At 64.5% G+C, this 22,900-nt stretch carries 23 protein-coding genes; 6 read left to right on the top strand and 17 right to left on the bottom strand.

The annotated features are described in order from the left end of the window. The first annotated feature begins 26 nt into the window (after positions 1-26). The 3 genes from L5014_RS18180 to L5014_RS18170 all read left to right on the top strand — a co-directional run bounded on the left by L5014_RS18180 (position 27) and on the right by L5014_RS18170 (position 2,537). Complete coding sequence (locus L5014_RS18180) at positions 27-938, top strand: tetratricopeptide repeat protein (RefSeq protein WP_420800091.1); 912 nt, start codon at positions 27-29, stop codon at positions 936-938. Further along, positions 935-1,384 (top strand): TadE/TadG family type IV pilus assembly protein, encoded by a 450-nt coding sequence (locus L5014_RS18175; protein WP_238465129.1) that lies wholly within the window; start codon positions 935-937, stop codon positions 1,382-1,384. The genes L5014_RS18180 and L5014_RS18175 overlap by 4 nt, the downstream gene beginning before the upstream one ends. A gap of 103 nt (positions 1,385-1,487) precedes the next feature. Beyond that, positions 1,488-2,537 (top strand): TadG family pilus assembly protein, encoded by a 1,050-nt coding sequence (locus L5014_RS18170; protein WP_274389419.1) that lies wholly within the window; start codon positions 1,488-1,490, stop codon positions 2,535-2,537. Positions 2,538-2,545: 8 nt separating this feature from the next. Here L5014_RS18170 and waaA read toward each other — a convergent pair whose 3' ends face one another. The 16 genes from waaA to L5014_RS18090 all read right to left on the bottom strand — a co-directional run bounded on the left by waaA (position 2,546) and on the right by L5014_RS18090 (position 17,586). Beyond that, positions 2,546-3,940: a lipid IV(A) 3-deoxy-D-manno-octulosonic acid transferase gene (gene waaA / locus L5014_RS18165; RefSeq protein WP_238465127.1), complete on the bottom strand. Its 1,395-nt coding sequence runs from the start codon at positions 3,938-3,940 to the stop codon at positions 2,546-2,548. A gap of 100 nt (positions 3,941-4,040) precedes the next feature. Then, positions 4,041-4,925, bottom strand: coding sequence for a Kdo hydroxylase KdoO (locus L5014_RS18160; protein ID WP_238465126.1), 885 nt, complete (start codon positions 4,923-4,925; stop codon positions 4,041-4,043). Positions 4,926-5,023: 98 nt separating this feature from the next. Next, the gene (gene waaC, locus L5014_RS18155) at positions 5,024-6,025 is read right to left on the bottom strand and encodes a lipopolysaccharide heptosyltransferase I (protein ID WP_238465125.1); all 1,002 of its coding nucleotides are present in this window, start codon (positions 6,023-6,025) and stop codon (positions 5,024-5,026) included. A 243-nt stretch (positions 6,026-6,268) separates the two neighbouring features. Further along, positions 6,269-7,351: a pilus assembly protein TadG-related protein gene (locus L5014_RS18150; protein ID WP_238465124.1), complete on the bottom strand. Its 1,083-nt coding sequence runs from the start codon at positions 7,349-7,351 to the stop codon at positions 6,269-6,271. Between the two features lie 47 nt (positions 7,352-7,398). Continuing rightward, complete coding sequence (locus L5014_RS18145) at positions 7,399-7,779, bottom strand: TadE family protein (protein WP_238465123.1); 381 nt, start codon at positions 7,777-7,779, stop codon at positions 7,399-7,401. Positions 7,780-7,958: 179 nt separating this feature from the next. Next, positions 7,959-8,921 (bottom strand): type II secretion system F family protein, encoded by a 963-nt coding sequence (locus tag L5014_RS18140; RefSeq protein WP_238465122.1) that lies wholly within the window; start codon positions 8,919-8,921, stop codon positions 7,959-7,961. Positions 8,922-8,966: 45 nt separating this feature from the next. Further along, on the bottom strand, positions 8,967-9,944 hold the full coding sequence (locus L5014_RS18135) for a type II secretion system F family protein (RefSeq protein WP_238465121.1): 978 nt from the start codon (positions 9,942-9,944) through the stop codon (positions 8,967-8,969). 31 nt (positions 9,945-9,975) lie between these two features. After that, positions 9,976-11,385: a TadA family conjugal transfer-associated ATPase gene (locus L5014_RS18130; protein WP_238465120.1), complete on the bottom strand. Its 1,410-nt coding sequence runs from the start codon at positions 11,383-11,385 to the stop codon at positions 9,976-9,978. A 12-nt stretch (positions 11,386-11,397) separates the two neighbouring features. Beyond that, positions 11,398-12,606, bottom strand: coding sequence for a CpaE/TadZ family protein (locus L5014_RS18125; RefSeq protein WP_238465119.1), 1,209 nt, complete (start codon positions 12,604-12,606; stop codon positions 11,398-11,400). A gap of 53 nt (positions 12,607-12,659) precedes the next feature. Next, positions 12,660-12,953, bottom strand: coding sequence for a hypothetical protein (locus tag L5014_RS18120; protein WP_238465118.1), 294 nt, complete (start codon positions 12,951-12,953; stop codon positions 12,660-12,662). A 21-nt stretch (positions 12,954-12,974) separates the two neighbouring features. Beyond that, positions 12,975-14,825, bottom strand: a complete 1,851-nt coding sequence (locus tag L5014_RS18115; RefSeq protein WP_238465117.1) for a type II and III secretion system protein family protein — start codon at positions 14,823-14,825, stop codon at positions 12,975-12,977. 105 nt (positions 14,826-14,930) lie between these two features. After that, positions 14,931-15,767, bottom strand: a complete 837-nt coding sequence (gene cpaB, locus L5014_RS18110; protein ID WP_238465116.1) for a Flp pilus assembly protein CpaB — start codon at positions 15,765-15,767, stop codon at positions 14,931-14,933. A 102-nt stretch (positions 15,768-15,869) separates the two neighbouring features. After that, positions 15,870-16,430: an A24 family peptidase gene (locus L5014_RS18105; protein WP_420800090.1), complete on the bottom strand. Its 561-nt coding sequence runs from the start codon at positions 16,428-16,430 to the stop codon at positions 15,870-15,872. 24 nt (positions 16,431-16,454) lie between these two features. Then, entirely contained in the window at positions 16,455-16,625 is a 171-nt protein-coding gene (locus L5014_RS18100) for a Flp family type IVb pilin (RefSeq protein WP_238465115.1), read from the bottom strand. A gap of 254 nt (positions 16,626-16,879) precedes the next feature. After that, on the bottom strand, positions 16,880-17,050 hold the full coding sequence (locus tag L5014_RS18095) for a Flp family type IVb pilin (protein ID WP_238465114.1): 171 nt from the start codon (positions 17,048-17,050) through the stop codon (positions 16,880-16,882). A 365-nt stretch (positions 17,051-17,415) separates the two neighbouring features. Beyond that, positions 17,416-17,586: a Flp family type IVb pilin gene (locus L5014_RS18090; RefSeq protein WP_238465113.1), complete on the bottom strand. Its 171-nt coding sequence runs from the start codon at positions 17,584-17,586 to the stop codon at positions 17,416-17,418. Between the two features lie 561 nt (positions 17,587-18,147). On the opposite strand from L5014_RS18090, the gene L5014_RS18085 reads away from it, so the two are divergent. Genes L5014_RS18085 through L5014_RS18075 form a run of 3 tightly spaced genes read left to right on the top strand, consistent with a single transcriptional unit; the run spans position 18,148 to position 21,717 of the window. Then, positions 18,148-19,317: a glycosyltransferase family 87 protein gene (locus L5014_RS18085; RefSeq protein WP_238465112.1), complete on the top strand. Its 1,170-nt coding sequence runs from the start codon at positions 18,148-18,150 to the stop codon at positions 19,315-19,317. After that, positions 19,314-20,609 carry a glycosyltransferase family 87 protein gene (locus L5014_RS18080; protein WP_238465111.1) on the top strand — a complete coding sequence of 432 codons (1,296 nt, stop codon included), beginning with the start codon at positions 19,314-19,316 and terminating at the stop codon, positions 20,607-20,609. The genes L5014_RS18085 and L5014_RS18080 overlap by 4 nt, the downstream gene beginning before the upstream one ends. A gap of 16 nt (positions 20,610-20,625) precedes the next feature. Continuing rightward, entirely contained in the window at positions 20,626-21,717 is a 1,092-nt protein-coding gene (locus L5014_RS18075; protein ID WP_238465110.1) for a glycosyltransferase family 2 protein, read from the top strand. A 53-nt stretch (positions 21,718-21,770) separates the two neighbouring features. On the opposite strand, the gene L5014_RS18070 is transcribed toward L5014_RS18075, so the two are convergent. Further along, positions 21,771-22,871, bottom strand: a complete 1,101-nt coding sequence (locus tag L5014_RS18070; protein WP_238465109.1) for an acyltransferase family protein — start codon at positions 22,869-22,871, stop codon at positions 21,771-21,773. Positions 22,872-22,900: the final 29 nt, after the last annotated feature.

Raw genomic sequence — 22,900 nt, 5'->3', positions numbered from 1 at the left:
GCGCTTCAAGATTTCAGGAGCCCAAATTGATCCCATCTCGACCGTTGCTTGCGCGCAAGACGCCTGCCGCGCTGATGGCGCTGCTGGCACCGCTGGCCGCCGCGTTGCTCGCCACGGGATGCGCAAGCACTCACTTCGTGACGCCGCAGCCTGCCGCCGCCACGCACCTGCCCGATGCGCAAGCCGACATGCATGTCGCCGAAAGCGCCCTCGAAGCGGGCGATACGCAACTCGCCATGTCGCTGTTCGGCAAGCAGTTGAAGGCCGATCCGCAATCGAAAGCCGCGCAGCTCGGTCTCGGCGACACGATGTATCAAAGCGGCGATCTCGCGCGTGCCGGCGTCCTCTATGCGCGGGTTGCAGCCATTGCACCGGACGATGCGCGCGCCATGCTCGGGCTCGCACGCGTCGCGCTGCGCCAGCGACGGCTCGACGAAGCCGAGAAGCGCTATCGGCAACTCCTCGCGACCCACCCCGAGCATGCCGTCGCCGCCGAAGGCCTGGGCGCGACGCTGGATCTCCAGGGCAAGCACGCGCAAGCGCAGGCGGTCTATCGGGCAGCGTTGCAGCAACACCCCGAAGTCGCGGGGCTCAAGGCCGATCTGGGCCTCTCGCTCATTCTGGGCGGCGAAGTGCGCGCCGGCGCCAATGTCCTGCTCGATGTCGCGGGCTTGCCCGATGCGCCGCCACAGGCGCGCGAGAACCTCGCGCTGGCCTACGGATTGCTCGGCAACAACGAGGCCGCGAGGCGTATCCTGGTCACCGACATGCCGCCCGATTCGGCGGAAGACAATCTGCGCTTCTACCGGCAACTGCGCGAGCGCCTCGCCGCCCCTGGGCCTGATGCGGGTGGTGCGGGTGGTGCGGGCGCCGCAGGCATGGCTGAGACCCGGCCGGTATCGGCAGCGAGCGTCGCGCCCGTGGGAGTGCTCCGATGAAAACGCACGGGCGCGCCAGTCACGGTGCCCGCGTCCATGCGCGCGGCGTCGTCTCGCTCGAGTTCGTACTGGTGCTGCCGTTCCTGCTGATGGTGCTATTCGGCATCGTCGATGTGAGCATGGTGCTTTGCGACAAGGCCGTGATCACGAATGCCGCCGGAGAGGCGGCGCGCCAGGGCGTCGTGCTGCGCGTGCCGCTCTATACGCAAACGCAGATCGCGAATGTCGCGCTCGCCTATACGAACAACAGCCTGGTGACCAGCGGCACGGCCACGCCCCCGACCGTGACGGTGAGCCCCGCGGGCGGCTGCGCAACGGCCGGGAGCAGCAATCCGCTACAGGTGAGCATCGCGTACACCTATAACGGGGTCGTGCTCGGCTCGGCATTGAGCGTGCTGACCGGCCCTATCACCGTTACGGCCGTCGCGGTGAAAAACTGTGAATAAACGCGTGCCTTCCCTCGTGCATTCCCGGGCGCCTTCCCGGGTTCATTCGCGCGTGCCTTCCCGTGTGCCTTCCGGCCCGGCAGCAACACCCGCCTGCTATCCGTTGCCTGTGCGGCGCGGCCGGCGCCTACGATTGCGCTCGCGCGGCTCGGTCACGCTCTGGTTCTTGTTGACGTTCACCGCCCTGCTGATCATTGGCGCCTTTGCGATCGACCTGCCGCGTGTCTTCGCGGTCAGCGGCGAATTGCAAAACGGCGCCGACGCGGCGGCGCTCGCCGGTGCCGGGGCGCTCTCCCGGGGCAGCACGAGCGGACCGAACTGGACGGCGGCGGCCGCGTCCGCCACGACCGCCATCGCATTGAACAAGTCGGATGGCGTCACGCTTTCCAGCGGCACGGTCAAGGCAGGATATTGGGACGTCGCGGCATCCTCGCCCACGCTGCTCGCCCCAAGCCAGGTCACGCTGCCCGCGCCATCGGGGCAAATGTTCGAACCCGCGGTGCAGGTGACGATCGCGCGCAATGCTTCGAGCAATGGCGGGCTGGTGTCGCTGCTGCTCGGCTCGCTGCTCGGCGTGCCGACGACGGCCGACAGCGCAACAGCCGTGGCGGTCATCGCGCCGCCGTCCGCGGTGCCGGCCGGATCGCTCTTTCCCATGGTCATGGATCAGTGCGTGTACAACCAATACTGGGACTCGACGCAGAATGCGCCCAAAGTCGACGCGTCAGGCCAACCCTATGAATTCCAGGTCGGTAACGGCCAGACCTACGGGGGGACATGCGAGGCGGGCCAGTGGACATCGTTCAACGTGATCGCCAATAACACGCCGACGATCATCAATTTGATCACGAGCGGGAACCCGACGCCTCTATCGGTCGGAGACAGCATCTACATCCTGCCGGGCGTGAAGGATGCCATCTACAGCAACGTCCCCACGGGGACGACCGTTCTCATGCCGGTTGGCACGCAAATCGACAGCAAGACGTCTGTTCCGATCGTCGCATTCGCTGCTTTTTATATCGACAGTTCAGTCGGTCAGGACAGCAAATACATCCAGGGGCACTTCGTAGCAGGCTACACGATGCCCACCCAGGGAACCGGTGTCTCGACGTGGAACTACGGTGGCTATGTTGCGCCGCGTCTTGCGTTCTGAGCCGATCGTCAAAGATCGAGCGACGCCGATGCACGCTCGGGCAAGAGCGTGGCGAGCACGTCCACCGTGCGCCCCGTGGCGCCGCGATGGCGCGCCGCGAACGCAGCCGCGGCCCCGGCCATGGCGACACGGCGCGGCTTGTCGTTGAAGAGTTCGCGCAATGCGCGCGCGAGATCGGCGGGGTCCTGGACTTGCAGCGCCGCGCCGGCCGCCACGGCATCGGCGGTGGCCTGGGTGAAATTGAACACGTGCGGGCCGATCAGCACGGGCACGCCCACGGCGCACGCCTCGATCAGATTCTGGCCGCCGAGCGGCAGCAGGCTCCCGCCGATAAACGCAAGATCGGCGGCGGCATAATACGCGCCCATCTCGCCCATCGAATCGCCGAGCAGCACATTCACGTCCTGCGGCAGCGCGCGCACGCCTTCATGCGGCGCAGCGGCGCTCACGTTCGCGGCGGCCGGCGCCCATTTCGAGCGCCGTGCGAGCTTGAGGTTCTTGCGCGCGACCAGCGCGGCCACCTCGTCGAAACGCTGCGGATGGCGCGGCACCAGAATCAGCAGCGCGTCTTCGACCGCATCTTGCACCGCATTATCCACCGCACTTCCCACTGCACTTCCCACCGCATTTTTCAGCTTAAGCGCTGCGAACGCCTCCAGCACCAGTTCCTCTTCGCCCTCGCGCGTGCTCGCCGCGACCCACACGGGCCGCGTGCCAATCGCGCGGCGCCAGTCGCGCCCGCGCGCCACGAGCCCGGGCGGGCTCGCCATGTCGAACTTCAGATTGCCGAGCACGCTCACATTGCGCGCGCCCAGTGAAGTCAAGCGCTCGGCATCCGACGGGCTTTGCGCGAGCACGCGCGTGAAGCCGCCGAACACCTCGCGCGCATGAGCGCCGAACTTCGCCGCGCGCTTGAACGAACGCGCCGACATGCGCGCGTTCGTGAGCACGAGCGGCACGTCGGCGTGCTTGCATTCGTCGATGAGCGTCGGCCACACCTCGGTCTCCATCACGAGCCCTAGCGACGGACGCCATGCGCGCAGGAAGCGCCGCACGGCATGCGGCATGTCGTAGGGCAGATAGCAGCGCAGCACGCGATTGCCGAATAGCTGCTCGCCCGCCGCGCGCCCGCCGGGCGTCATGTGCGTGAGCAGGATGCGCGCGTCGGGGCGCGCCGCCAGCAATGCGTCGACGAGCGGCTGCGCCGCGCGCGTCTCGCCCACCGAAACGGCATGCACCCAGATGAGCGGCGCGTCGTCCTCGGGCACGCGAGCCGCACTAAAACCGAAACGCTCGCCGATATGCTCGCGATAGCCGCGCTCGCGCCGCGAGCGCACGATGAGACGCAGCACCGCGAGCGGCGCGATCAGCCACCAGGCCGCGCGATAGACGGCCCTCAGCATCGGGCCTCCGCGCTGCGTGGCGCCGCACCGGCAATCGTGAGTATCGGGGGCATTGCCTTCGTGATGATCGTGACGATCGTGATGAGATTCAAGCCAGGCTTCAAACCAGTTCCTTGCCCTTGATGCGCTGGAGAATGCCGAGCGGCGCCCAGTCCGGATGCACCATGTCCTTCGCGGGCAGGAAGAAGGTCTGCTCCATCATGAACTGGCCGGACATGACCGCGTGCGACGCATGATCGGAGAAACACACCCACACGCAGCCCGGCGGAAAGTCGATGGTTTCCTGCGGGCTCGTCTTCTGATAGTCGAGATCGGCCTTCATGCTGTCGTGCAGGTTGAGCATCAGATGGTCGTACTCGCTGCGCGGCGACTTGGTGATGTGCAGCAGATTCTGCAGCCAGGCCGAGCCCGGCATCTGCGGCTTGATGTTCGGCAGGAAGCGCCGCGCCATGTCCTCGAACGGCTCGCCCACGCGCCACACGCGCGGCAGGCCGTTCGGGTTCACGTTGGTGAACACGCGCAGAATGCGCTCGCCGTAGTTCGGGCGCGACGGAAAGGCGTCCACGTGCAGGCGCGAATCGTCCTTGCGCCACGAGGTCTGGCGCGTTTCCACCTGATGCAGGCGCAGGCTCGTGGGCGCAACGCGCAGCTTGCCCGTGTACTCGGGAAAGAGCCCGTCGACGAGCGTGCGCGCGCAGGCCTGATAGCGCCCGACCATGGCGCGCACCGCCGCCTGCGTGACCGTGTCGCCGAGCACGCCGCGCAGCGCGCCGCCGTTCGGGTCGAGGCTGATGTTCTTGCGCTTGGGGTCGGCAATGGCCGGATCGAGCAACGCGCGCTCGCCGCCTTCGACCGGAAACTCGAGCTTCGGGAAATACAGGACCTTGCCCTGCTCGACGGCATCGAGCAACGTCTCGCGCGGCTGCGAAAGATATTGGCCGTGCCAGTCGGCGGAAGTGATTTCGATGATCTGGGATTCTTTCATGGTCGCCCCTCGAAGCGATGGATCTGGAGGCCTGGCGGGATGCCCGGCGCCGACCCTTATACCGCGCGGGCCGCGTGGCGCGCCTTGACGCGCCGCAGTTAGAGCAGACCGAAGCCCGCCAGCGCGCCCTTCACCTGGGCGAGCGTCGGCGGATGCCCCGCCGTGCCGAGATTGACGACCTTCGGCGACCAATAGCCGCCGGTACGCCAGGCGGTCGCGAAATTGTACAACTCGACCGTCGGACGCTTGAGCGCCGCCGCGATATGCACGAGGCCGGTGTCCACGCCCACCGTGGCCGCCGCGCCGTCGATCAGGCCGACCACGGCCGGCAGCGAGAGCCTGGGCGGCACGATGGCCGCCTCGCCGAATTCCTTGGCAAGACGCTCGCTCGTCGCGCGCTCGGCCTCGCTGCCCCACGGCAGCACGAGCGAGGCGCCGCGGCGCACGAGCGCCTGGCCCACTTCGATCCAGTGCGCCTCGGGCCATTGCTTGTCGGCGCGCGAGGTGGCGTGCACGAATACCACATAGGGCACCGGCAAATTCAGGCCGACGCCCGCGAGCGCCTGCGCCGCGCGGTAGGTGTCGATGCCGAAGTCGATGTCGTCGGTGGGCTGCGGCGGCGCCAGCTCCAGTGCGGCCGCAACCAGTTGCCGCGTGCGCTCCACCACGTGCGTGCGCGGCTCGATGCGAATCGAGCGGTCGTAGAACATGCGCACCGGCCATTCGTAGCCCGCGCCGTCGGTGCGGTTGCCGAGGCCGACTAGCGGCCCGCGCGCCCAGCTCGCGACCCAGGCGGTCTTGACGAGCCCCTGGCAGTCGATCACGAGGTCGTACTTTTCGGCGGCGAGCGCCCGGCGGAACGCACCGATCTCGCGCCAGTTGGCGGCCGAAAAAAGCGCCTTGCGCCAGCGGCGCAGCGAGAACGGAATGGCGCGGCGCGCGCCGTGCACGAGCTCGACGAGCGACTGAAAGCCTTCTTCGACGAGCCAGTCGATCTGCGCGTCGGGATACCGCCGCCGGATATCGGCGATGGCGGGCATGTTGTGGACGACGTCGCCAAGCGACGACACGCGCACGATGAGGATCTTTTGCACGCTCAAGGCAGAAATGGGCGGACTGATTAAAAGGTCCGCAATTTTAGCGCGTCAGATGAAGTTAAACGGAAAAGCGGGAAGAAAGTGCGGATATGGGCGCGGGGAATCGGCGCCCCAAGGGCATCGAAGCAGCATCAAGGCGCAGCGAAGCCGCGGGCAAGAAAAAAGGGCGCGACGCCGATCACCGCGCCCGGGTTGCCGGGCATGCAGGTCGAAGTACTGCCGCCTGCGCTGCGGAAAAAATCTTTCCTACTGGACCAGCCGAGGCGGCGTGTAAGCGCCGTAACCCGGCCCAACCCCTCCCGAATTGGGTGTCTCGCAGTGACTCATGTCGTTGCTCATCTGCACGAGCACATACGGCGTAGAGCCGTTGCTCGCATCGAGGATGTGCAGGCACGCAAATGCCAGGACCGGCTGAAACCCACTGGTCGACGGATCGCCCACCACCACCACCGTGGCCCACGCGCATTGCCCATTGCCCGCAGCGCTACACGCGGCAGTAGCGTTGAAGATCGAGTTTTTCTCGCCCGTCTGAATCCACGTCCCCGGCTGAGCACCGACGGAGAAGCCGGTGCTGTTACCGCTCGTCAACAGGCTAGTGGCATAGCTGGCACTGTTGTCGTTAACATTAAACGTCGTCCACTGGCCGGATTGACAGGTTCCGTACTGATAGGCAGACCCTATCCGGAAGATATACGGCTGTCCCGCAATCTGCGGGTCCGAGAAGCCGGACACGGTGCCGGTGGTGGGCGAAGTCAGCGGGGAATCGGTCGACGAATTCCAGTAGGTGTTGTACAAGCACTGCGACATCGCCAATGGGAACAGTCCGCCAGGCCCTACATTGCCGGGCGATGAGAGCACGGCCGTCGCCACGGCACTGGCTTTCAGGACATTGACTCCGAGCACGCCACTCAGAAAGCCCGACACCGCTCCGTTCGCGTTTGACCCGTTTTTGTTGATCGTCACCTGCACGGCAGGCAGGTCGTTCGCGCCCGGGGTGAACGGCAGCGCCTCCAGGCCGTACGGTGTGCCCGTGGCGTTCCAGTATCCAGTCGCTACCGTGCTCGCTTGCACATAGGCGCCCTGGACCTCGTTGGTCGAGGTCGACGTCGAGAACGATGACGCTTTTGCCGACGCCGTCGCAAAATCCGGCTGGGTCGCGCCGGTGTTGCTGCACTCGGTGCGCGGTTTCAGACAACCGGCGCCCGCGAGCGCAGCAGCGTCGGCAGCGTTCTGGAGCTCGTTTCGCGCGACCATCAGATTGCCGATGTCGATAGCCAGTGCCGCTGTTCCCAGCAGGAAAACCAGGAACACCGCGACCGTGACGGCCACTGCACCTTTCTGTTTCCGTCCGTTCCCCCCGCGCATGATGGTCCCCTTTATTCGTTGTTCATGACAGTGGTGGCGGACAGCGTTATCGGTCCCGTGATGGGCGCCACCATCCGTCCCAAAGCCAGTCCGCTGTACTGATAGGAGACGGTCACCGTAAGCGGTTGACCGAACGTGCCACCGGTGCCAGACGTAGTGACCGATGGCGTATTTTGCGAGCCGAACGTCAACAGGTAGTTCGAGGTGTAGTTCGTCACGACGTTCTGCACGTCGGTTGAGGTGGCCTTCGGACTCTTCAGCACGATTCCGGCGCGTGCACCCTCCCGGCTGGCGTTAGTAACGACGGCTTTGTCGTAAAGGAGCAAGCCCATTTCGATGATGCCGAACAGCAACAGCAGCAGTATCGGCAGCACGACTGCGAACTCGACCATGGCCACGCCGCGCTGTGTGCGCCACAGGCGCCCACGCAAGAGCCTCGCTGCCCCCCTTCTTTCCCGTCCCGCGCGTAACTGAAGTGGTAGCGCGCCGGTCTTTACTGGTTCCATAAGTCCCCCGATCGAATCGCCCATACCGGGCCAGGTCCTTCCACATCGTCTGTTGCGACCGCCCGCTAGCCGCCCATTGCCGGAAGCATGGTCCGGTAGATATGCAGCATCGCCGGCCCCATCAGCACCACCAGCAGCGCGGGAAAGATGCAGAACATCAGCGGAAACAGCAGCTTGAGCGCGATTTTCGCGGCCTTCTCCTCCGCAAGCATGCGACGGCGCGTGCGCAGCGTGTCCGAGAGCACGCGCAGCGAATCGCCAATGCTCGTCCCGAAACGCTCGGCCTGGATGAGCATCGTGCTGAACGAATCGACATCTTCCACGCCCGTGCGCAGGGCAAAGTTGCGCAGCGCCTTTTCCTTCGCATACCCCGAGCGCATTTCCAGCAGCGTGAGCTCCATCTCGCTCGCGACCACCACGCTGCGCAATTTGATCTCTTCGGCGACGCGCATCAGCGCTGCATCGAGACCGAGCCCCGCTTCGACGCAGACGGTCAACAGATCGATGGCGTCGGGGAAGTCCTCGAAGATCGCACGCTTGCGGCGCGCCACAACCCGCCCGAGGACGAAGGCCGGCAGGTAGTAGCCGAAGGTCACCAGGCTCACGAGGACCACCGCGAAACTCGTGACCGAGCTCGCCCCCCCGCCGCCGAGCATCCACATCGCCGCCACGGTGGGCAAGAGCAGCGCCAGCACCGTGCGCGCGCCAAAGTAGGTCGCCACGGCGCCCGGCGTGCGCCAGCCCGCGTTCATCAGGCGCACGCGCAACGCCGAAACCTCCCAGCCCTCCTTCGGCGCCGAGAGCTTCGAAAGCGGCTCCGTGACCTGCACGAGCTTTTCGTACCAGGGCTCGTCCGCACCGTCCGGCTGAGCATTGGGAACAGGCGTGGTGCGGCCCCCGCCCGCCTGTTCGATGCGCCGGCGCATGGTTTTGGGCGCGAAGAGATACATGGCGCCCAAACTCAGGCCGAACACACCGGCAAAGAGACAAACCAGCAACATCAACCGCGTCGTATCGAGCGCTAACATGGCTCCCCCTTTTCGAATTTCCTGCTGGCGCGAAGCCTGGCGTCCTCAGACGTGAATGCGCACGATGCGGCGCACCCAGATCGTGCCGATCACCATCAGCACCGAAACGCCTTCGAGCAACATCACGCCTGTCGGGTCCTTCCACAGCACATCGAGAAAGTCCGGATTGAGGAACGCAATGGCCCCGGCCGTGAACACCGGCAGCAGACACAGCACCCGCGCCGAGAGCACCCCTTCCGCAGCGAGCACGCGCACCTTGTCGAACAGCTTGAAGCGCTCGCGCACGAGGCTCGCAATGCTGTCCAGCAGCTCGGCCAGGTTGCCGCCGGTCTCGCGCTGGATCAGCACGGCAATGACGAAGTAACGCAGATCCCCCACCGGCACGCGCTGCGCGAGCCCCAACAACGCGTCGTTGAGCGAGACGCCATAGTTGATCTCGTCGAACGTGACGCGAAACTCGGCGCCCATTGGATCGGCGAACTCGGTGCCGACCATGTCGATCGCCCCCGTGAACGCATGACCCGAGCGCAGCGCGCGCGCGAGCATGTCGCAGGCATCGGGCAACTGCTTCTGAAAGCGCAGCAACCGCTTTGAGCGTCGACGGCTCACGTACAGCAACGGAAGCAGCGCGGAGACCACCGCGATGGACGCCAGCATCGCAAACGGCACGCGAAAGAACAGCCCCACGACGAACACGAACACCGGCATCACCGCACAGAGCGCGATGAGGCGCGCTGCTGTCCAGGAGACGCCCGACTGTTGCACCCATGCCTCGAACGAGCGGATCTTCGGCACGAGCAGCAACGCGCGTCCGAAAAGTGTCGATCCATCGAGCCGCTGCGCCTTGAGGATCGACATCGACTCCTTGCGTCCCATGCCCCCCGTGGCCACCGCCTCGAGGCGCGATTCGAGACGGCGCGCGACGGCGCCATGCCGGCTGTTCCACCATTCCCACGCGCCTTGGGCGGCGAGCACCACCGCCACGAAGAGCAGCAGGATCGCCAGAAAGAAAGTTGTGCTCATGCCACGCTCCCCCGCAAGAACGTCGAGAACATCAGGCCGTTTCGAAACGGCGGCCCGGTTCGAAAATCTGGTCCGGCACGTTCACGCCAAACGCCGCAAAGCGCTCGCAGAACTTCGGACGCACGCCGGTCGCGCAAAAGTAGCCGCGCACGTTGCCGTTCGAATCCATGCCGGTACGCTTGAACGTGAAGATTTCCTGCATGTTGACGATGTCGCCTTCCATGCCGGTCAGCTCCGAAATGCTCATGATCTTGCGACGGCCGTCGGTGAGGCGCGCGGCCTGCACGACCACCGAAATCGCCGACGAGATCTGGTGGCGCATCGTGCGCGGCGGCAACGAAAGGCCGCCCAGGCTGATCATGTTCTCGAGACGCGTGAGCGCATCGCGCGGCGTGTTGGCGTGGATCGTCGCGAGCGAGCCTTCGTGGCCGGTATTCATCGCGTTGAGCATGTCGAGCGCTTCCGCGCCGCGCACTTCGCCAAGGATGATGCGGTCGGGGCGCATCCGCAGCGCATTGCGCACGAGCGCGCGCTGGGTGATCTCGCCGCGCCCCTCGATGTTCGGCGGGCGCGTTTCGAGCCGCAGCACGTGATCCTGGCGCAGTTGAAGCTCGGCCGCATCCTCGATCGTGACAATGCGCTCGTCGTTCGGAATGAAGCCCGAGAGCACGTTGAGCAGCGTCGTCTTGCCGCTGCCCGTGCCGCCCGACACGAGAATGTTGATCTTGGCGCGCGCAAGCCCCTCCAGCACCTGGGCCATGGGCGGCGTGAGCGTCTGCAACTCGATCAGGTCCGAGACCTGTAGCGGCGAAACCGCGAACCGGCGAATCGAGACGAGCGGCCCGTCCACGGCCGAAGGCGGAATGATGGCGTTCACGCGCGAGCCGTCGGGCAGGCGCGCGTCCACCATCGGGCTCGACTCGTCGATGCGCCGCCCCACCCGCGAGACAATCTTCTCGATCACCTTCATGAGGTGGGCGTCATCGTAAAAGTTGACGTCGGTGAGTTCGAGCTTGCCGCGGCGCTCCACGAACGTCTGGCGCCACGTGTTCACGAGAATGTCCGAGACCGTGGGGTCGCGCAGCAGCGGTTCGAGCGGACCGAAACCGAACATCTCGTCGTACACGTCGATGGCGAGCTGCTTGCGTTCGATGTCGTTCGCCAGCGCCTTCTGATCTTCGAGGATGCGGCCAACCAGCGCGCTGATCTCGCTGCGGATCTGCTCCTGAGGCATGCGCGAAAGGCGTTCGAGCTCGACGCGTTCGAGCACCGCCTGATGGATTTCGTATTTCAGCTTCTGATACGCCTCGGTTTTCACCCGGGCCGGCGCGGCGGCTGCGGCTGAAGCGCCGATACCGGCCCCGGCGCTGGCGCCGGTATCGGCACGCTCGACAATCGTCGGCTCGAAGCGCTGCGCAAAGATTTGCTCGCGAAGAGACATGTTTTTTCTCCTTTACATCAAGCCGAGTTTGGCCGGCGCCTGGCGGCCGATCAGGCGCGCGAACAACGATTCGCCTTTGCCGCGCGCCGCCGTGTCCGTGGCGTTCGTGGCCGCTACCGTTGTCGCCAGCGTGCGCAGGCTGCGCGTGACCGCGCTGCCGGGCGCGGCCACGGCAATCGGCAAACCCTGATTGACCGCTTCGGATACGGCACGCATGTCGTCCGGAATGACCAGGAACGGCTTGACGCCCAGCACGCCGTCGGCGGCTTCGCGCATGCGCTCGCCGTGCCTGGTTTGCCGGTTGAGCAGCACGCGGACGCGTTCCGGCCCATAGCCGAGTGATTGCAGGATCTCCTGCAGGCGGCGGCCCGCCCGCAGGTGCGGCATGCTCGACTGCAAGACGATATGGATCTCGTCACTGCGGTCCAGTGCAAGCATGGAAAGCGGATTGATGGTCTGCCCGAGATCGATGACCACGCAGTCGTAACGCGGCATCGCGACGCCGAGCACCCATTCGAGCCGGTCCAGACGCATTTCGCCCGCCTTGACCGGGTCGCCCGCGCCCGCCAGGATGTCGAAGTTCTCGGCGGCATGCATCACGCTCGCATCGAAGAACGCCACGTCCATGCGGTCCACTTCCGCGCACAACTGCGGCAGCGTCGAGGGCGGCGTCTGCTCCGTCACGAGAAACGCCGCGTCCGCGTAGAGCTGGTTCAGATCGATCAGCAGCACCCGCTGGTTCTGGGTCTGCGAGACGATGTGTGCCACGTTCGCCGCGATGAAGCTCGTCCCCACGCCGCCCTTGCACGACATGTACGAGACGATGCGCGTCGAGCGGGCGCTGCCCTGAGCGCGCTGACCGATCGCGCGCTGCAGTGCATCGCCTATCGCCAGAGGATCCAGCGGCCCCGTGATCACGTCCCGAAAGCCCGCGCGCATGGCCGCAATGAGCGCGTCCGGCGACGCCTCGGGAATCAGCAGCATGCACAAGAGCCGTTCGCGGCGGCGGCACAGCTCCGTCACGGAAGGCAGTTGCGCCTCCTGCAATCCTCTCGCGTCGACGATAAGGACATCGAAGGCATCGAGCGTGTCGCCACGCTCGACGAGATCGAATGGCGTGCCGACGGTACGCGTCGTGCGGTAAGGACCGCATCCCGCGATCACGCGCATGATCTGCGCGAGCCGCTCCGTGTCCGTGGAAGTAATGAGTATGTCGATCATGATCGTATGCCCCGGTGTTGTTTCGTTCTCCGACCTGTTTCGCGGGAACCTGCTTACTTTCCCGAACTCACGCCAATCGTGTAGGGCGACGTGGACACCGGTGGCTGCTCAAACGATTTGTCGTACTGGTCCATCGCCGCCGCAGCGGCCTTGCCATCCACGCCAGGCTGCGAGCTCACGCGCATGGCCGCGTCCGGGTCGATGATCTGCGCTTGCATCGAGTGGTGCAGGGCTTCGCCGAAATGCGCTTCCCAGATGGGCGAGCTGGTCATGCAACCGCCGAGCGAAACGCCGAGCGGCGCGATCAGCAGAAGCCGGCGAAAGAATGCGAAAGTATCGAGTTTCATGCTGGTCTCCTGATCGCCGGTTCAATGAACGGTTTGGTTCGACGCGATGCTGGCGGCTTCGTGCTCGATGCGCTGCGCACGCGCTGCGCTGTCGTCGCCCGCTGGCGGCGCGAGGGACTGCACGCTCACTTGCTGTGTGGCGACCGGCAGGGCAACCGCTTCCTCGGGTGCCGGCCCGGAGGTCGCCGGCGCCTCGCGCCGCGAAGAGACCTGCGGTGCGGGCAGCGCGGCGGGCACGGCCGGCGCCGACGCGGGTGCGGCTGGCGAGGCCGGCGTGGCCTGAGCGCCCGAGGGTGCCACCGGAGCGGGTGCCGCGGGTGCGAAGCGTCCCTGGTTGCGTTTGGCACGGCCTTCCATGTCGCCCGTTGCGTACACATCGGCCTCGATGGGTTCCGAGAAGCTGTCCGTGGGCATCTGAAGTTGCGCGATACTCTTCACGGGCCTCACGAGGTGCGGCGTGATGATGAAGATCAGCTCCGACCGGTCATGCTGGAACGAGGTGCTGCGCATCAGCGCGCCCAGCACCGGAATCTCACCCAGGCCTGGCACGGCCTTGAGCGAGCCCGTAATGTTGTTGTTGATGAGCCCGCCGATCGCGAACGACTCGCCATCGGCCATCTGAACCGTGGTGGAAGCGCGCCGCGTCGTGATGAGCGGCAGGATGCTTACGCCGCTCACGTTCGACGCGCTCAACGTGACGCCCGTGGGCGACAGCTCCGAGACTTCCGGCGCGACCTTCAGGTTGATATGGCCGTTGCTGAGCACCGTCGGCGTGAATTTGAGCCCCACGCCGAACTCCTCTTCCTGCAGCGTGATCGCCGTGGCCGAGGTGCCGCCGCCGCTTTGCGGCACCGGGATGAAGATCTTGCCGCCGGCGAGGAAGGTGGCCTCCTGACCGCTGATGGTGACGAGATTCGGCTCCGCGAGGATCTTCACGAGGTTGTCGGTCTTCTGCGCATCGATACCGAGATTGAACGGCCGGTTGTTCGCCTTGGACGCCAGGAACGCGCTCGAGACACCCGCGAGCAGATTGCTCACGAGCGCGCCCGTCCACGACCCGAAGCCGCCCTGAATATTGATTGCCGAGCCGAGCTGATCGATCAGGGTCTTGTCGACTTCGGCGACCTTCACTTCGAGCATGACCTGTTGCGGCGCGTCGACGCTCAGCATGTTGATCACGCCGCCCGACTTCGACCCGCTGCCGCCGCTCACGCCGAACACCTTGGCGATTTCGACGGCCTGCTGCGCCGCCTGTGCGCTCGACACGTGACCGGCGAGCACGAGGTTGTCGGCGGCTGTCGAAACCCGGATGTCGCGCTCTTGCGGCATGAGTTGCGCGAGCGCGGCCTGGAGGCCGCCCGAGTCGGCACTGACGATCACGTCGATCACCTGGCACGCACCGCTCCTGCCCTGGATGATCATGTTGGTGGTTCCCACCGACTGGCCGACCAGGTAGAGCGTCTGCGGCGACACCATGGTCGCCTGGGCGATCTCTGGATTGCCGATCGTGCGATTGCGCACCGGCTCGTCGATCGGCACCAGCGTCGACTTGCCGAGCGGCACGACCACGCTGCTCTCGCCACGAATGGCCCCCACGCAACTCGGTCCGTGCAGCGGTCCCGCCACGGCCTTGGGCGCGGCGTTGGCGCCCTGCGCAGGTCCCATGCTGATGGTCATCTGCATGGGGCCCTTGCCCATGGGAACCTGAGCCGTCGCGGCGGACTTCTCAGGCGCCCCGTTTGCGGCCGGCTCCTGCGCCCAGCCAGGTGTCGAGCTCATCAAGCCCGCGCACACCCAGGCCAGCGTCGCGACACGCCACGGACCGATGTCCTTGCAGGCCCCCGTGGACCCCACGTTTGCTTTGGTATCCATATCGTTATACCCCGTGCTTTACCAGCGTTTTAGTAGCGGCTTCGCTGCTATCGCGCCCTGTCCCGGGTGGTCAACGCCGGGCTTGGGCGTCCGTTCTGCGTTGCTTCAGAAACACTCCTGACTACCCGTGACGCCCGACAGCACGCCGATGCAATCACGCTTGACCGGCGCATGGGCCACGTACTTCACCCGCACCGGGCGAGCCGGCTCGGGCGCCGACGCCGGCAGCGGCGCTGCATGGCCCAGCAGCGTCTGCTTGGTCACACCGTCGGTGACGAGCTTTTTGTCGTCCACCTGGTTGCGCAGGACGAGCGAGAGCGTGCCCACGCTGCGCGCCAGATCGAGCTTCTCCGCCTGCTCGGGCGTCACCTCCAGGGTCACGGCGTTCACGACCTTCGGCGCGGTGTCGTCGCGGTTGACCTGCTGCGCGACGGCCAGCACCAGAATCTTTTCGAGCACGATCTTCGAGATGCTTTGCTCCTGGGTGTCGGTCTTTTTCTGCGGCTCCTGCGTGTTGACGATCACGTCGACGTAGTTACCCGGCAACGCAAAGCCGGCTACGCCTACCACGTCGTTCACGCGCACCGTGATCGCTCGACGCCCCTCGCCAATCACAGCGGACAGACCGCCTTTGGTGCCCACGGGCGCGAGCTTCGAATCGAGCACTGGCTCACCGCGCGTGAGGCTCGCGCGCACCACGCGACCGTCCAGGTCCTTCGGCGCACTGAATGTTCCGGGGGGGAGGCTGTCCTTGGGCCAGTTGACCGTTCGGATCATCGTTTCATTGATTGGCTGACCGAGATTGATATCGTCGGATGCGACGGCAACGGGTACCGTGGCCCCCGAGGACGTCTGCAGCAACCATTTGGAAGCGAACACCACTGCGGCCAGACCGGCCAACAGAGCTATCGCGAGCATGGCAAGCGCGCGGCCGTTTTTCATGACAACCCCCATATGCTTTCGAGAAAGTTCGATCTTCTTTCGAACCCCGCCAAGTGGCCGCCGGGGCACGTTACCGCCAGAAACTGCGCTGCGGCCAGCGCTTTAGCGCACCATCGCGAATAGCACCACTACGGTTCCCGCGCCGATCGCAACCCCATAGGGAATCGACCCAACCGACTCCCGCGCCACCCTGACACCAGGGGACACGCCCGATGCGCGCATGAACCGGCCAGACCCTGCAAGCAACGCCACGACGTTTCCTATCAGACGGACCAACCGCCCCCGCATCAGGGCGACGCCTAGCGACCACACCCCGCCGATGATGAAGGTGTTCACTGCGATGTCGACTGTTGCGGCCGCCCCGAGCCAGGCGCCCAGCATCATCAGCAACTTGACATCGCCGGCAGCCATGCCCCGCAGCAGGTAGAACGGCAGCAAAAGCGCGAACCCGGTCGCCGCGCCGCCCAGCCAGATCGCGCTGCCTGAGAGTGCTCCGCGCAGCGCGATCTGGACCGCGAGCGCCGAAACCAGCCCCAGCACGATCAGCAGGTTCGGAATCCGGCGGCTGACGATGTCCGTGCTGGCAGCGAGGATCACCAGGGCGATCACGCACAGCGGAACGGGTTGCGGCGGCAAGGAAACCGAAAGCATTGTGAAATCCATTTGTCCGCTCCCCGGCCCTGTTTCTTAGACTGCGGCGGCAATATCGGAAAACACGTTCTGGAGCACCGAACCGATGGTCGCGATGCTGGCGATCAGCAGGACCGTGATCAGGCCCGCGAGAATCCCGTACTCCAAAGCCGTAATACCGTCTTCGTTGCGAATGAAGTCCTTTGCTTGAGCGATGATCCTTTGCATTTCGATCTCCAAATGAAAGTGAACTTCTGTGCCCCGTTCCATGTGGGATTGAGGGCTGGTTGGACTACCTCACCGTGGGCAGTTCAGCAGCCGCGTTCGCACTTTGTACCCGTCCGAAATCAATAACTTTGTGCGATCGGCCACACCTGAAGTCATTTCCTGCGACTGCCCTTCAATTGCAAAACGCTATTCGGAAAGCGGGTGAAACTGGGCGAGTGTGGCGCGCGCGGCAAACCCACTCGCCCATGCATCGTTTAGACCGCTGCGGCAACGTCGGAGAACACGTTCTTGAGCACCGAGCCGATCGTTGCGATGCTGGCGATCAGCAAGATGGTGATCAGACCGGCGAGAATCCCGTACTCGAGAGCCGTAATGCCGTTTTCGTCACGAACAAAGTTCTTTGCCTGAGCGATGATGTTTTGCATTTTTGATCTCCAAATGGATGTGCACATCGGTTGACCCCCGTTCCATGTGGTTTTGAGGGTGGTGGGACTACGTCACTTAACCTGGCGGACTAGTCTCGGGGTGCAGTTTTACGCGACTCAAATTAATACTTTTGTGCGATCGGCCACGCCTGAAATCATTTCCCGCCGCTGCCCTTGAATCGCAAAACCGCATTCGGAAATGCTTCACGTCGCGGACCTGCCTCACGGCACACGACGCTTTATGAAGGACGCCCGGTTTCCAGACGTTTCCGAATGCGGTCTCGAGCAGTTCCAGCGTCAACGTCCGTTTGTTTTGAAATTGGGCGAGTGTGCGCGCGTTGCGCACCCACTCGCCAACGCGTCCGCTAGACCGCCGCGGCGATGTCGGAGAACACGTTCTTGAGCACCGAGCCGATCGTTGCGATGCTGGCGATCAGCAGGACAGTGATCAGGCCGGCGAGGATGCCGTACTCGAGAGCCGTAATGCCGTTTTCATCACGAACAAAGTGCTTTGCCTGGGCGACGATCTTTTTCATTTGGATCTCCGAATGGATGTGAACATGGTGAACCCCCGTTCCATGTGGTTTTGAGGGCGGGTGGGACTACCTCACCAGATCAGCTCGGTAGCCTCAGGCGCAGTTCTACGCGAGCCAAACCGATACCTTTGTGCGCTCGGACACATCCGCAACGATGGCGCGTTCGCCGGCGCTCATATTCGGCACTTTTGACGTTCGACATGTGGGGCACCGCGCTTAACGAACGCGCCGCGCAACGTCGGCCAGCAGGCCGAAATAAACGACACGTGCCTTCGCCCAGATTCGATCCTCTCCCGTCAGTGTTCGCTCCCGAACGCTGGCGACGCACTCTGTGTTGCTCCGAAAACGCCCTGCTCACCATAATCCCGCAACACGCCAGAGGACTGCCATGCATCGCACTTCTCGCGTGTACGGGGCAAAAAAACGGCGGCGGCGCCGCCAATCCGAAAAAATCAGCGGGGGCTGAAAAAAATGCGACCACTAGAGTGGAATGCCACACGTTCGCACTCGATAGCGTGCTCCTGGCTTTCGCGGGACCGGCTCATTGTTTACAGCACCGCCATGCTCGTCATCGGTGTCGGCTTCGTGGTGTTATGGGCGGTGGTGACGCGCGGCTTTTCCGAACCAGGCGGATGGCGTCCAGGCTCGGATCTGCGCGTGTTCTGGTCGGCCAGCCACGCAGTCCTGCAGGGTCAAGCCGCCACGGTCTTCGATTACTCGGCGTTCTCCCGGATCGTGGTCGCAGCCACGGGCGGCCTGCCCAAGAGCGCGTTTGTCCCCTGGCTTTATCCCCCCACGTTTCTGCTATTCATTACGCCGCTCGCGCTGTTGCCGCTTCCGCTTGCTTACTTTGCCTTCCTTGCCGCGAGCGCGTCGGCGTATGTCTACGCAACCGTTCGCGTTTCCGGGCTCGCACAGGGCGCGCTCGGCATCGCCACGGCCCGCTACATCGTGCTCGCCATGCCCTGCGTATTGGTGTGCGCCATCTTCGGGCAGAACGGTTTGATTACGGCGGCGCTCGCCGCGTTGGCCATCGCGTCGATCGACCGGCGTCCTGTGATCGCCGGAATTTGCATCGGACTGCTAGCGATCAAGCCGCAACTGGGGGTCTTGTTCCCACTCGTCCTGGTCGCGGCACGCGCTTGGAAGGTGTTCGGATACGCCGCCGTGACGGCCGTGCTCCTTGCGCTCGCAAGCGTGGCGCTTTGCGGGCCCGCTTCGCTTCGGTTGTTCGCCGGGAACGTCGGCATGGCGCGCGAGCTACTCCTCGAGCACGACGTTCGCTTCTGGCTCGCTTCTCCGTCCGTGTTCGCTTCGCTCCGGCTCATGGACGCGTCGCTGATCGTCGCAAGACTCGCACAAGCAGCCGTTGCCGTCATCGCCGTCTGCGGCGCATGGAAGGTCTGGCGCACGACGCGCGACACCGCCATGCGCGCCGCCGCGCTCGCGACCGCCACGCTGATTGTCAACCCCTATGTCTGGCACTACGAACTGACGTGGTTCGGACTGGCATGCGCGGGGCTGCTCGCGACCGGATTGCGTCGCGGATGGCTGGCCGGTGAGCAGCCCGTGCTGCTCCTCGCCTGGCTCCTGCCCGCGTATGAGTTCTTCAATCAGGTACTCAGGCTGCCGCAAGTCGGCCCCGTGATCCTGCTGCTCATGCTGCTCGTGGTACTGCGCCGAGCGCGCATCGAACGCACCCATTCCATCAGGCGAGAGGCCACTCAATGAACCCGACGACCCTCCGTGAACTGACCGGCGCGGCCAAGGCGGCGTCCGCGCAGTCTCCCGCGCAGTCTCCCGCGCAGTCTCCCAACGCCGGAGCGCAGCGCTCGCACTGGTTGAGCGGGCAACGCCTGTGGATCTATCCGCTTGGGGCGCTCATCTACTACGTTGGGGTTGCGCTGGCTTACCTGTATCACCTGGTGTGGCTGAAGGATCCACAGATGAGCGTGCTCGCCGTGGACTGCCTGCCGTTCTGGAGCGCCTCGCATCTTGCCCTGCAGGGGCACGCGGCCGACGCCTATAACCTCAGCATCCTGACGCCCATCGAGGAGCATGTGGCCGGCCGCCCCGTCGGCGTCCTCCCCTGGCTCTACCCGCCGACGTTTCTGCTGTTCGTCTACCCGCTGGCGCTGCTGCCGTTCACGCTTTCGGCGCCCATCTTCCTGTTCGGCACGCTCGCCCTGTTCGTCAAGGTGGTCAGGACAATCGTGCCCCACCCGCGCACCGCACTCATCGCGATCGCCTTCCCGGGTTCCGCGCTCGTGCTGACGTCCGGCCAGAACGGCTTGCTCACGGCGTCGCTGGCGGGGCTCGGACTGGTGCTGCTGCGCCGCCGCCCGATACTGGCCGGGCTGTGCTTTGCACTCGTTGCCATGAAGCCGCAACTTGCCGTGCTGATTCCGCTTGCGCTGCTCGCTTCGCGCTCGTGGCGCGCACTGGGCGCGATGATCGCCGGCGTGGCGATTTCGATGGCGTTCGCCGTGCTGGCGTTCGGCACCGAAACGTTCGTCGCGTTCCTTCACAACATGGCGCTCGCCAACAGCTACGTCGAAACCGGACGGGCACTGCTGTTTCGAGTGCCCACGTTGTTCGCAGCGTTCAAGCTGCTCCATGCGCCAACGGCCCTCGCCGCCGCCGCGCAAGCCCTGTCCGTCGTGTGCGCCGCCACCGCCGTCTGCTATGCATGGGGCCGCCCAAGCGCCTTCGGTCTGCGCGCCGCGGTACTCGTTTGCGCCAGCTTGCTCGTGAGCCCGTACCTCTACGATTACGACCTCGCATGGTATGGAATCCTGATCGCATGGGTGACCGCGCACGCGAGAGAACACGGGTTCCAGCGCGGACAACGTGAATGGCTGGCCGTACTCTGGCTCGCGCCCATCGCCGGACTCACGCTCGTGTCGAATCTGCACGTCCCGTTCACCCCACTCATCTCGATTGCCACGCTCTGGATGCTGGTCGCGCAGATTGCGCGCGAGCGCAACGCGCAGGCCATCGCCACCCACGCGACCTCGTTGTAACAAGGGAGTCAACGTCATGAACAGGCCTATCGCAGAGGAAACGCGCCGCGCCAGATCCGCGTTCTCGAACCCGCTCATCTCCATCGTTGCACCGTTCTACAACGAGCAGGACGGTGTCGAAGCGTTTTTCACGCAAATCATCGCGACGATGGAGTCGGTCGAATCGATCCGCTTCGAGATCGTCTGCGTGAACGACGGCAGCCGCGATGCCACGCTTGACAGACTGGTTCAGGTGAGCCAGCGCGACAGGCGCGTGCGGGTCATCGACCTCTCGCGCAATTTCGGCAAGGAGGCGGCGCTCACAGCGGGCCTCGACGAAGCCGCGGGCGATGCGGTTGTCGTCATCGATGCGGACTTGCAGGACCCGCCTTCGTTGATCCCCCAGATGATCGAGCGTTGGCGCGAAGGCGCCGAAGTCGTGCTCGCGCGGCGCGCGAGCCGCGCGTGCGATTCCTTCCTCAAGCGCACGACCGCAGCGTTGTTCTATCGCGTTCACAACGCACTCTCGGAACTCAAGATTCCCGAGAACGTTGGCGACTTCAGACTGATGGATCGCCAGGTCGTGAATGCGCTGCGCAGCCTTCCGGAGCGACATCGGTTCATGAAAGGTCTGTTTGCGTGGGTCGGGTTCAATTCGGTGACCATCGACTATGAACGCACGCCACGCACCGCAGGCAAGACCAAGTTCTCGGGATGGCGCCTGTGGAATTTCGCACTGGAAGGCATTACGAGTTTCAGCACCGTACCGTTGCGTAGCTGGACATATATTGGTTGCGCGATAGCCGCGCTAGCTTTTTGCTATGGCGGCGTCATCATCGCTCGCACGTTGCTGTTCGGCAATCCGGTCCCCGGTTACGCGTCTCTGATCTCCGTGGTGCTGTTCATGAGCGGCATTCAGTTGACAGGCATCGGTGTCATTGGCGAATACATCGGGCGCATTTATGACGAGTCGAAAGAGCGCCCCATCTACCTCGTGCGCCGGCGCTACGAGTCGCGCACCAAGATCAGCACCTTGCCCGTCGAACGTGCAGAAGGCCATAGCAGAGGCGCAGCGCTGGAACTGGTTCGCGGGCGCAGTGCGTCGCAGGTCCGGGCGGCTGGCCGGTGATGCGTCGCTCGAGAGCGGCTTTCGATGCGGAACGGCCGGGCCGACCGGCCTGATCAAGGTAACGGCCGGTCTTCGGGGAAACCCCTTGATGGCCGCGTTATGTCATGGTCAAGACGTGAATCAGACCATGCATAGATGCGGTCGCGGCAAGGGACTTCGATATGCCGGTGCAAGATCCGGGCAAGCGCGAATGACACACAGAGAAGTACAACAATAGCCGCCAGTTGATATCCGATTGGGTATTGGCTTTGGTTCAGCCATCCTGCAAACGGCAGCACAACGACGCCATGACCTAAATACAACGCGTAGGAAATCTTGCCGAGATACTGCATTGGGCGAGTCTGGAGGATTGTCGCGAGCGGCCCGCAGTCGGCGATGAGCGACGCGATAAGCGCAGCGAACACAAGGGGTGCCGCGAAGGCTGAAAGAGGAAATTCAGACGTCCCAGCGACGAACACAAGGCTGCCAATTGCCATGGCGATCTGGACAGCCGGCGTACCAAACGACTGCAGGCGGGTCCGCGAGAGAGCAAGCAGCGCACCGACAAAGAATCCCGCAAGGCATCGCGCCCAGCCGATCGAAGCATGCTGGTCCATGCAGCGATGGATAGAAACGCAACTTCCTGCGCCCACGTGAAGGGCAATGGCAAGTCCTGCGACGGCAGCGCACGCGAACGCGGTTGTCCGCCAGCGTCGAAGGCGCAGGCAAATTACCGCGAAGAGAAGATAAACGTAGAACTCATCGCTCGTACTCCAGGCGACCAGATTCCCGATGTCGCGGTCGGGGAAAGCGAGTCCCTGTGTCAGCGTTGCGATAGCGATCAGTTCACCGCCCGTCGGGACATGGGGATGCTTGCCGCCGAGCGCGAAAATCACGCCTAAAAACGCATAAGCGAGAATGGCGGTAACAATATGCAGCGGCCACAAGCGCCCGCTTCGGCGCACGATGAAGCGCCATACGTCGCGCCCGGTTTCCAGCCGGTCTGCATATGCAGAGCAAATCACATATCCGCTCAGTACAAAGAAAAGATCAACCGCGAGGTAGCCGTTTCGAATGATGGCTGAAAAAGGCGACAGCAGACCAATGTGGAAGAGCACGACGAGTAGCGCTGCCGCGCCGCGCAGGCCTTCGAGGCTTCGGTTTGTAGCTTTCAAGCCGCCCTCCACTCCTTTTTTCTTTGAGA

It is taken from the genome of Paraburkholderia tagetis (genome assembly GCF_022213065.1).
Classification (GTDB): Bacteria; Pseudomonadota; Gammaproteobacteria; order Burkholderiales; family Burkholderiaceae; genus Paraburkholderia; species Paraburkholderia tagetis.
This window is presented reverse-complemented; position numbering and strand designations above follow the sequence as displayed.

Coding starts and splice junctions, on each gene's coding strand:
- L5014_RS18175 (WP_238465129.1), top strand. CDS start 935: ATGAAAACGCACGGGCGCGCCAGTCACGGTGCCCGCGTCCATGCGCGC.
- waaA (WP_238465127.1), bottom strand. CDS start 3,940: ATGCTGAGGGCCGTCTATCGCGCGGCCTGGTGGCTGATCGCGCCGCTC.
- L5014_RS18160 (WP_238465126.1), bottom strand. CDS start 4,925: ATGAAAGAATCCCAGATCATCGAAATCACTTCCGCCGACTGGCACGGC.
- L5014_RS18145 (WP_238465123.1), bottom strand. CDS start 7,779: ATGGTCGAGTTCGCAGTCGTGCTGCCGATACTGCTGCTGTTGCTGTTC.
- L5014_RS18140 (WP_238465122.1), bottom strand. CDS start 8,921: ATGTTAGCGCTCGATACGACGCGGTTGATGTTGCTGGTTTGTCTCTTT.
- L5014_RS18135 (WP_238465121.1), bottom strand. CDS start 9,944: ATGAGCACAACTTTCTTTCTGGCGATCCTGCTGCTCTTCGTGGCGGTG.
- L5014_RS18130 (WP_238465120.1), bottom strand. CDS start 11,385: ATGTCTCTTCGCGAGCAAATCTTTGCGCAGCGCTTCGAGCCGACGATT.
- L5014_RS18125 (WP_238465119.1), bottom strand. CDS start 12,606: ATGATCGACATACTCATTACTTCCACGGACACGGAGCGGCTCGCGCAG.
- L5014_RS18120 (WP_238465118.1), bottom strand. CDS start 12,953: ATGAAACTCGATACTTTCGCATTCTTTCGCCGGCTTCTGCTGATCGCG.
- L5014_RS18115 (WP_238465117.1), bottom strand. CDS start 14,825: ATGGATACCAAAGCAAACGTGGGGTCCACGGGGGCCTGCAAGGACATC.
- cpaB (WP_238465116.1), bottom strand. CDS start 15,767: ATGAAAAACGGCCGCGCGCTTGCCATGCTCGCGATAGCTCTGTTGGCC.
- L5014_RS18105 (WP_420800090.1), bottom strand. CDS start 16,430: ATGGATTTCACAATGCTTTCGGTTTCCTTGCCGCCGCAACCCGTTCCG.
- L5014_RS18100 (WP_238465115.1), bottom strand. CDS start 16,625: ATGCAAAGGATCATCGCTCAAGCAAAGGACTTCATTCGCAACGAAGAC.
- L5014_RS18095 (WP_238465114.1), bottom strand. CDS start 17,050: ATGCAAAACATCATCGCTCAGGCAAAGAACTTTGTTCGTGACGAAAAC.
- L5014_RS18090 (WP_238465113.1), bottom strand. CDS start 17,586: ATGAAAAAGATCGTCGCCCAGGCAAAGCACTTTGTTCGTGATGAAAAC.
- L5014_RS18085 (WP_238465112.1), top strand. CDS start 18,148: ATGCTCGTCATCGGTGTCGGCTTCGTGGTGTTATGGGCGGTGGTGACG.
- L5014_RS18080 (WP_238465111.1), top strand. CDS start 19,314: ATGAACCCGACGACCCTCCGTGAACTGACCGGCGCGGCCAAGGCGGCG.
- L5014_RS18075 (WP_238465110.1), top strand. CDS start 20,626: ATGAACAGGCCTATCGCAGAGGAAACGCGCCGCGCCAGATCCGCGTTC.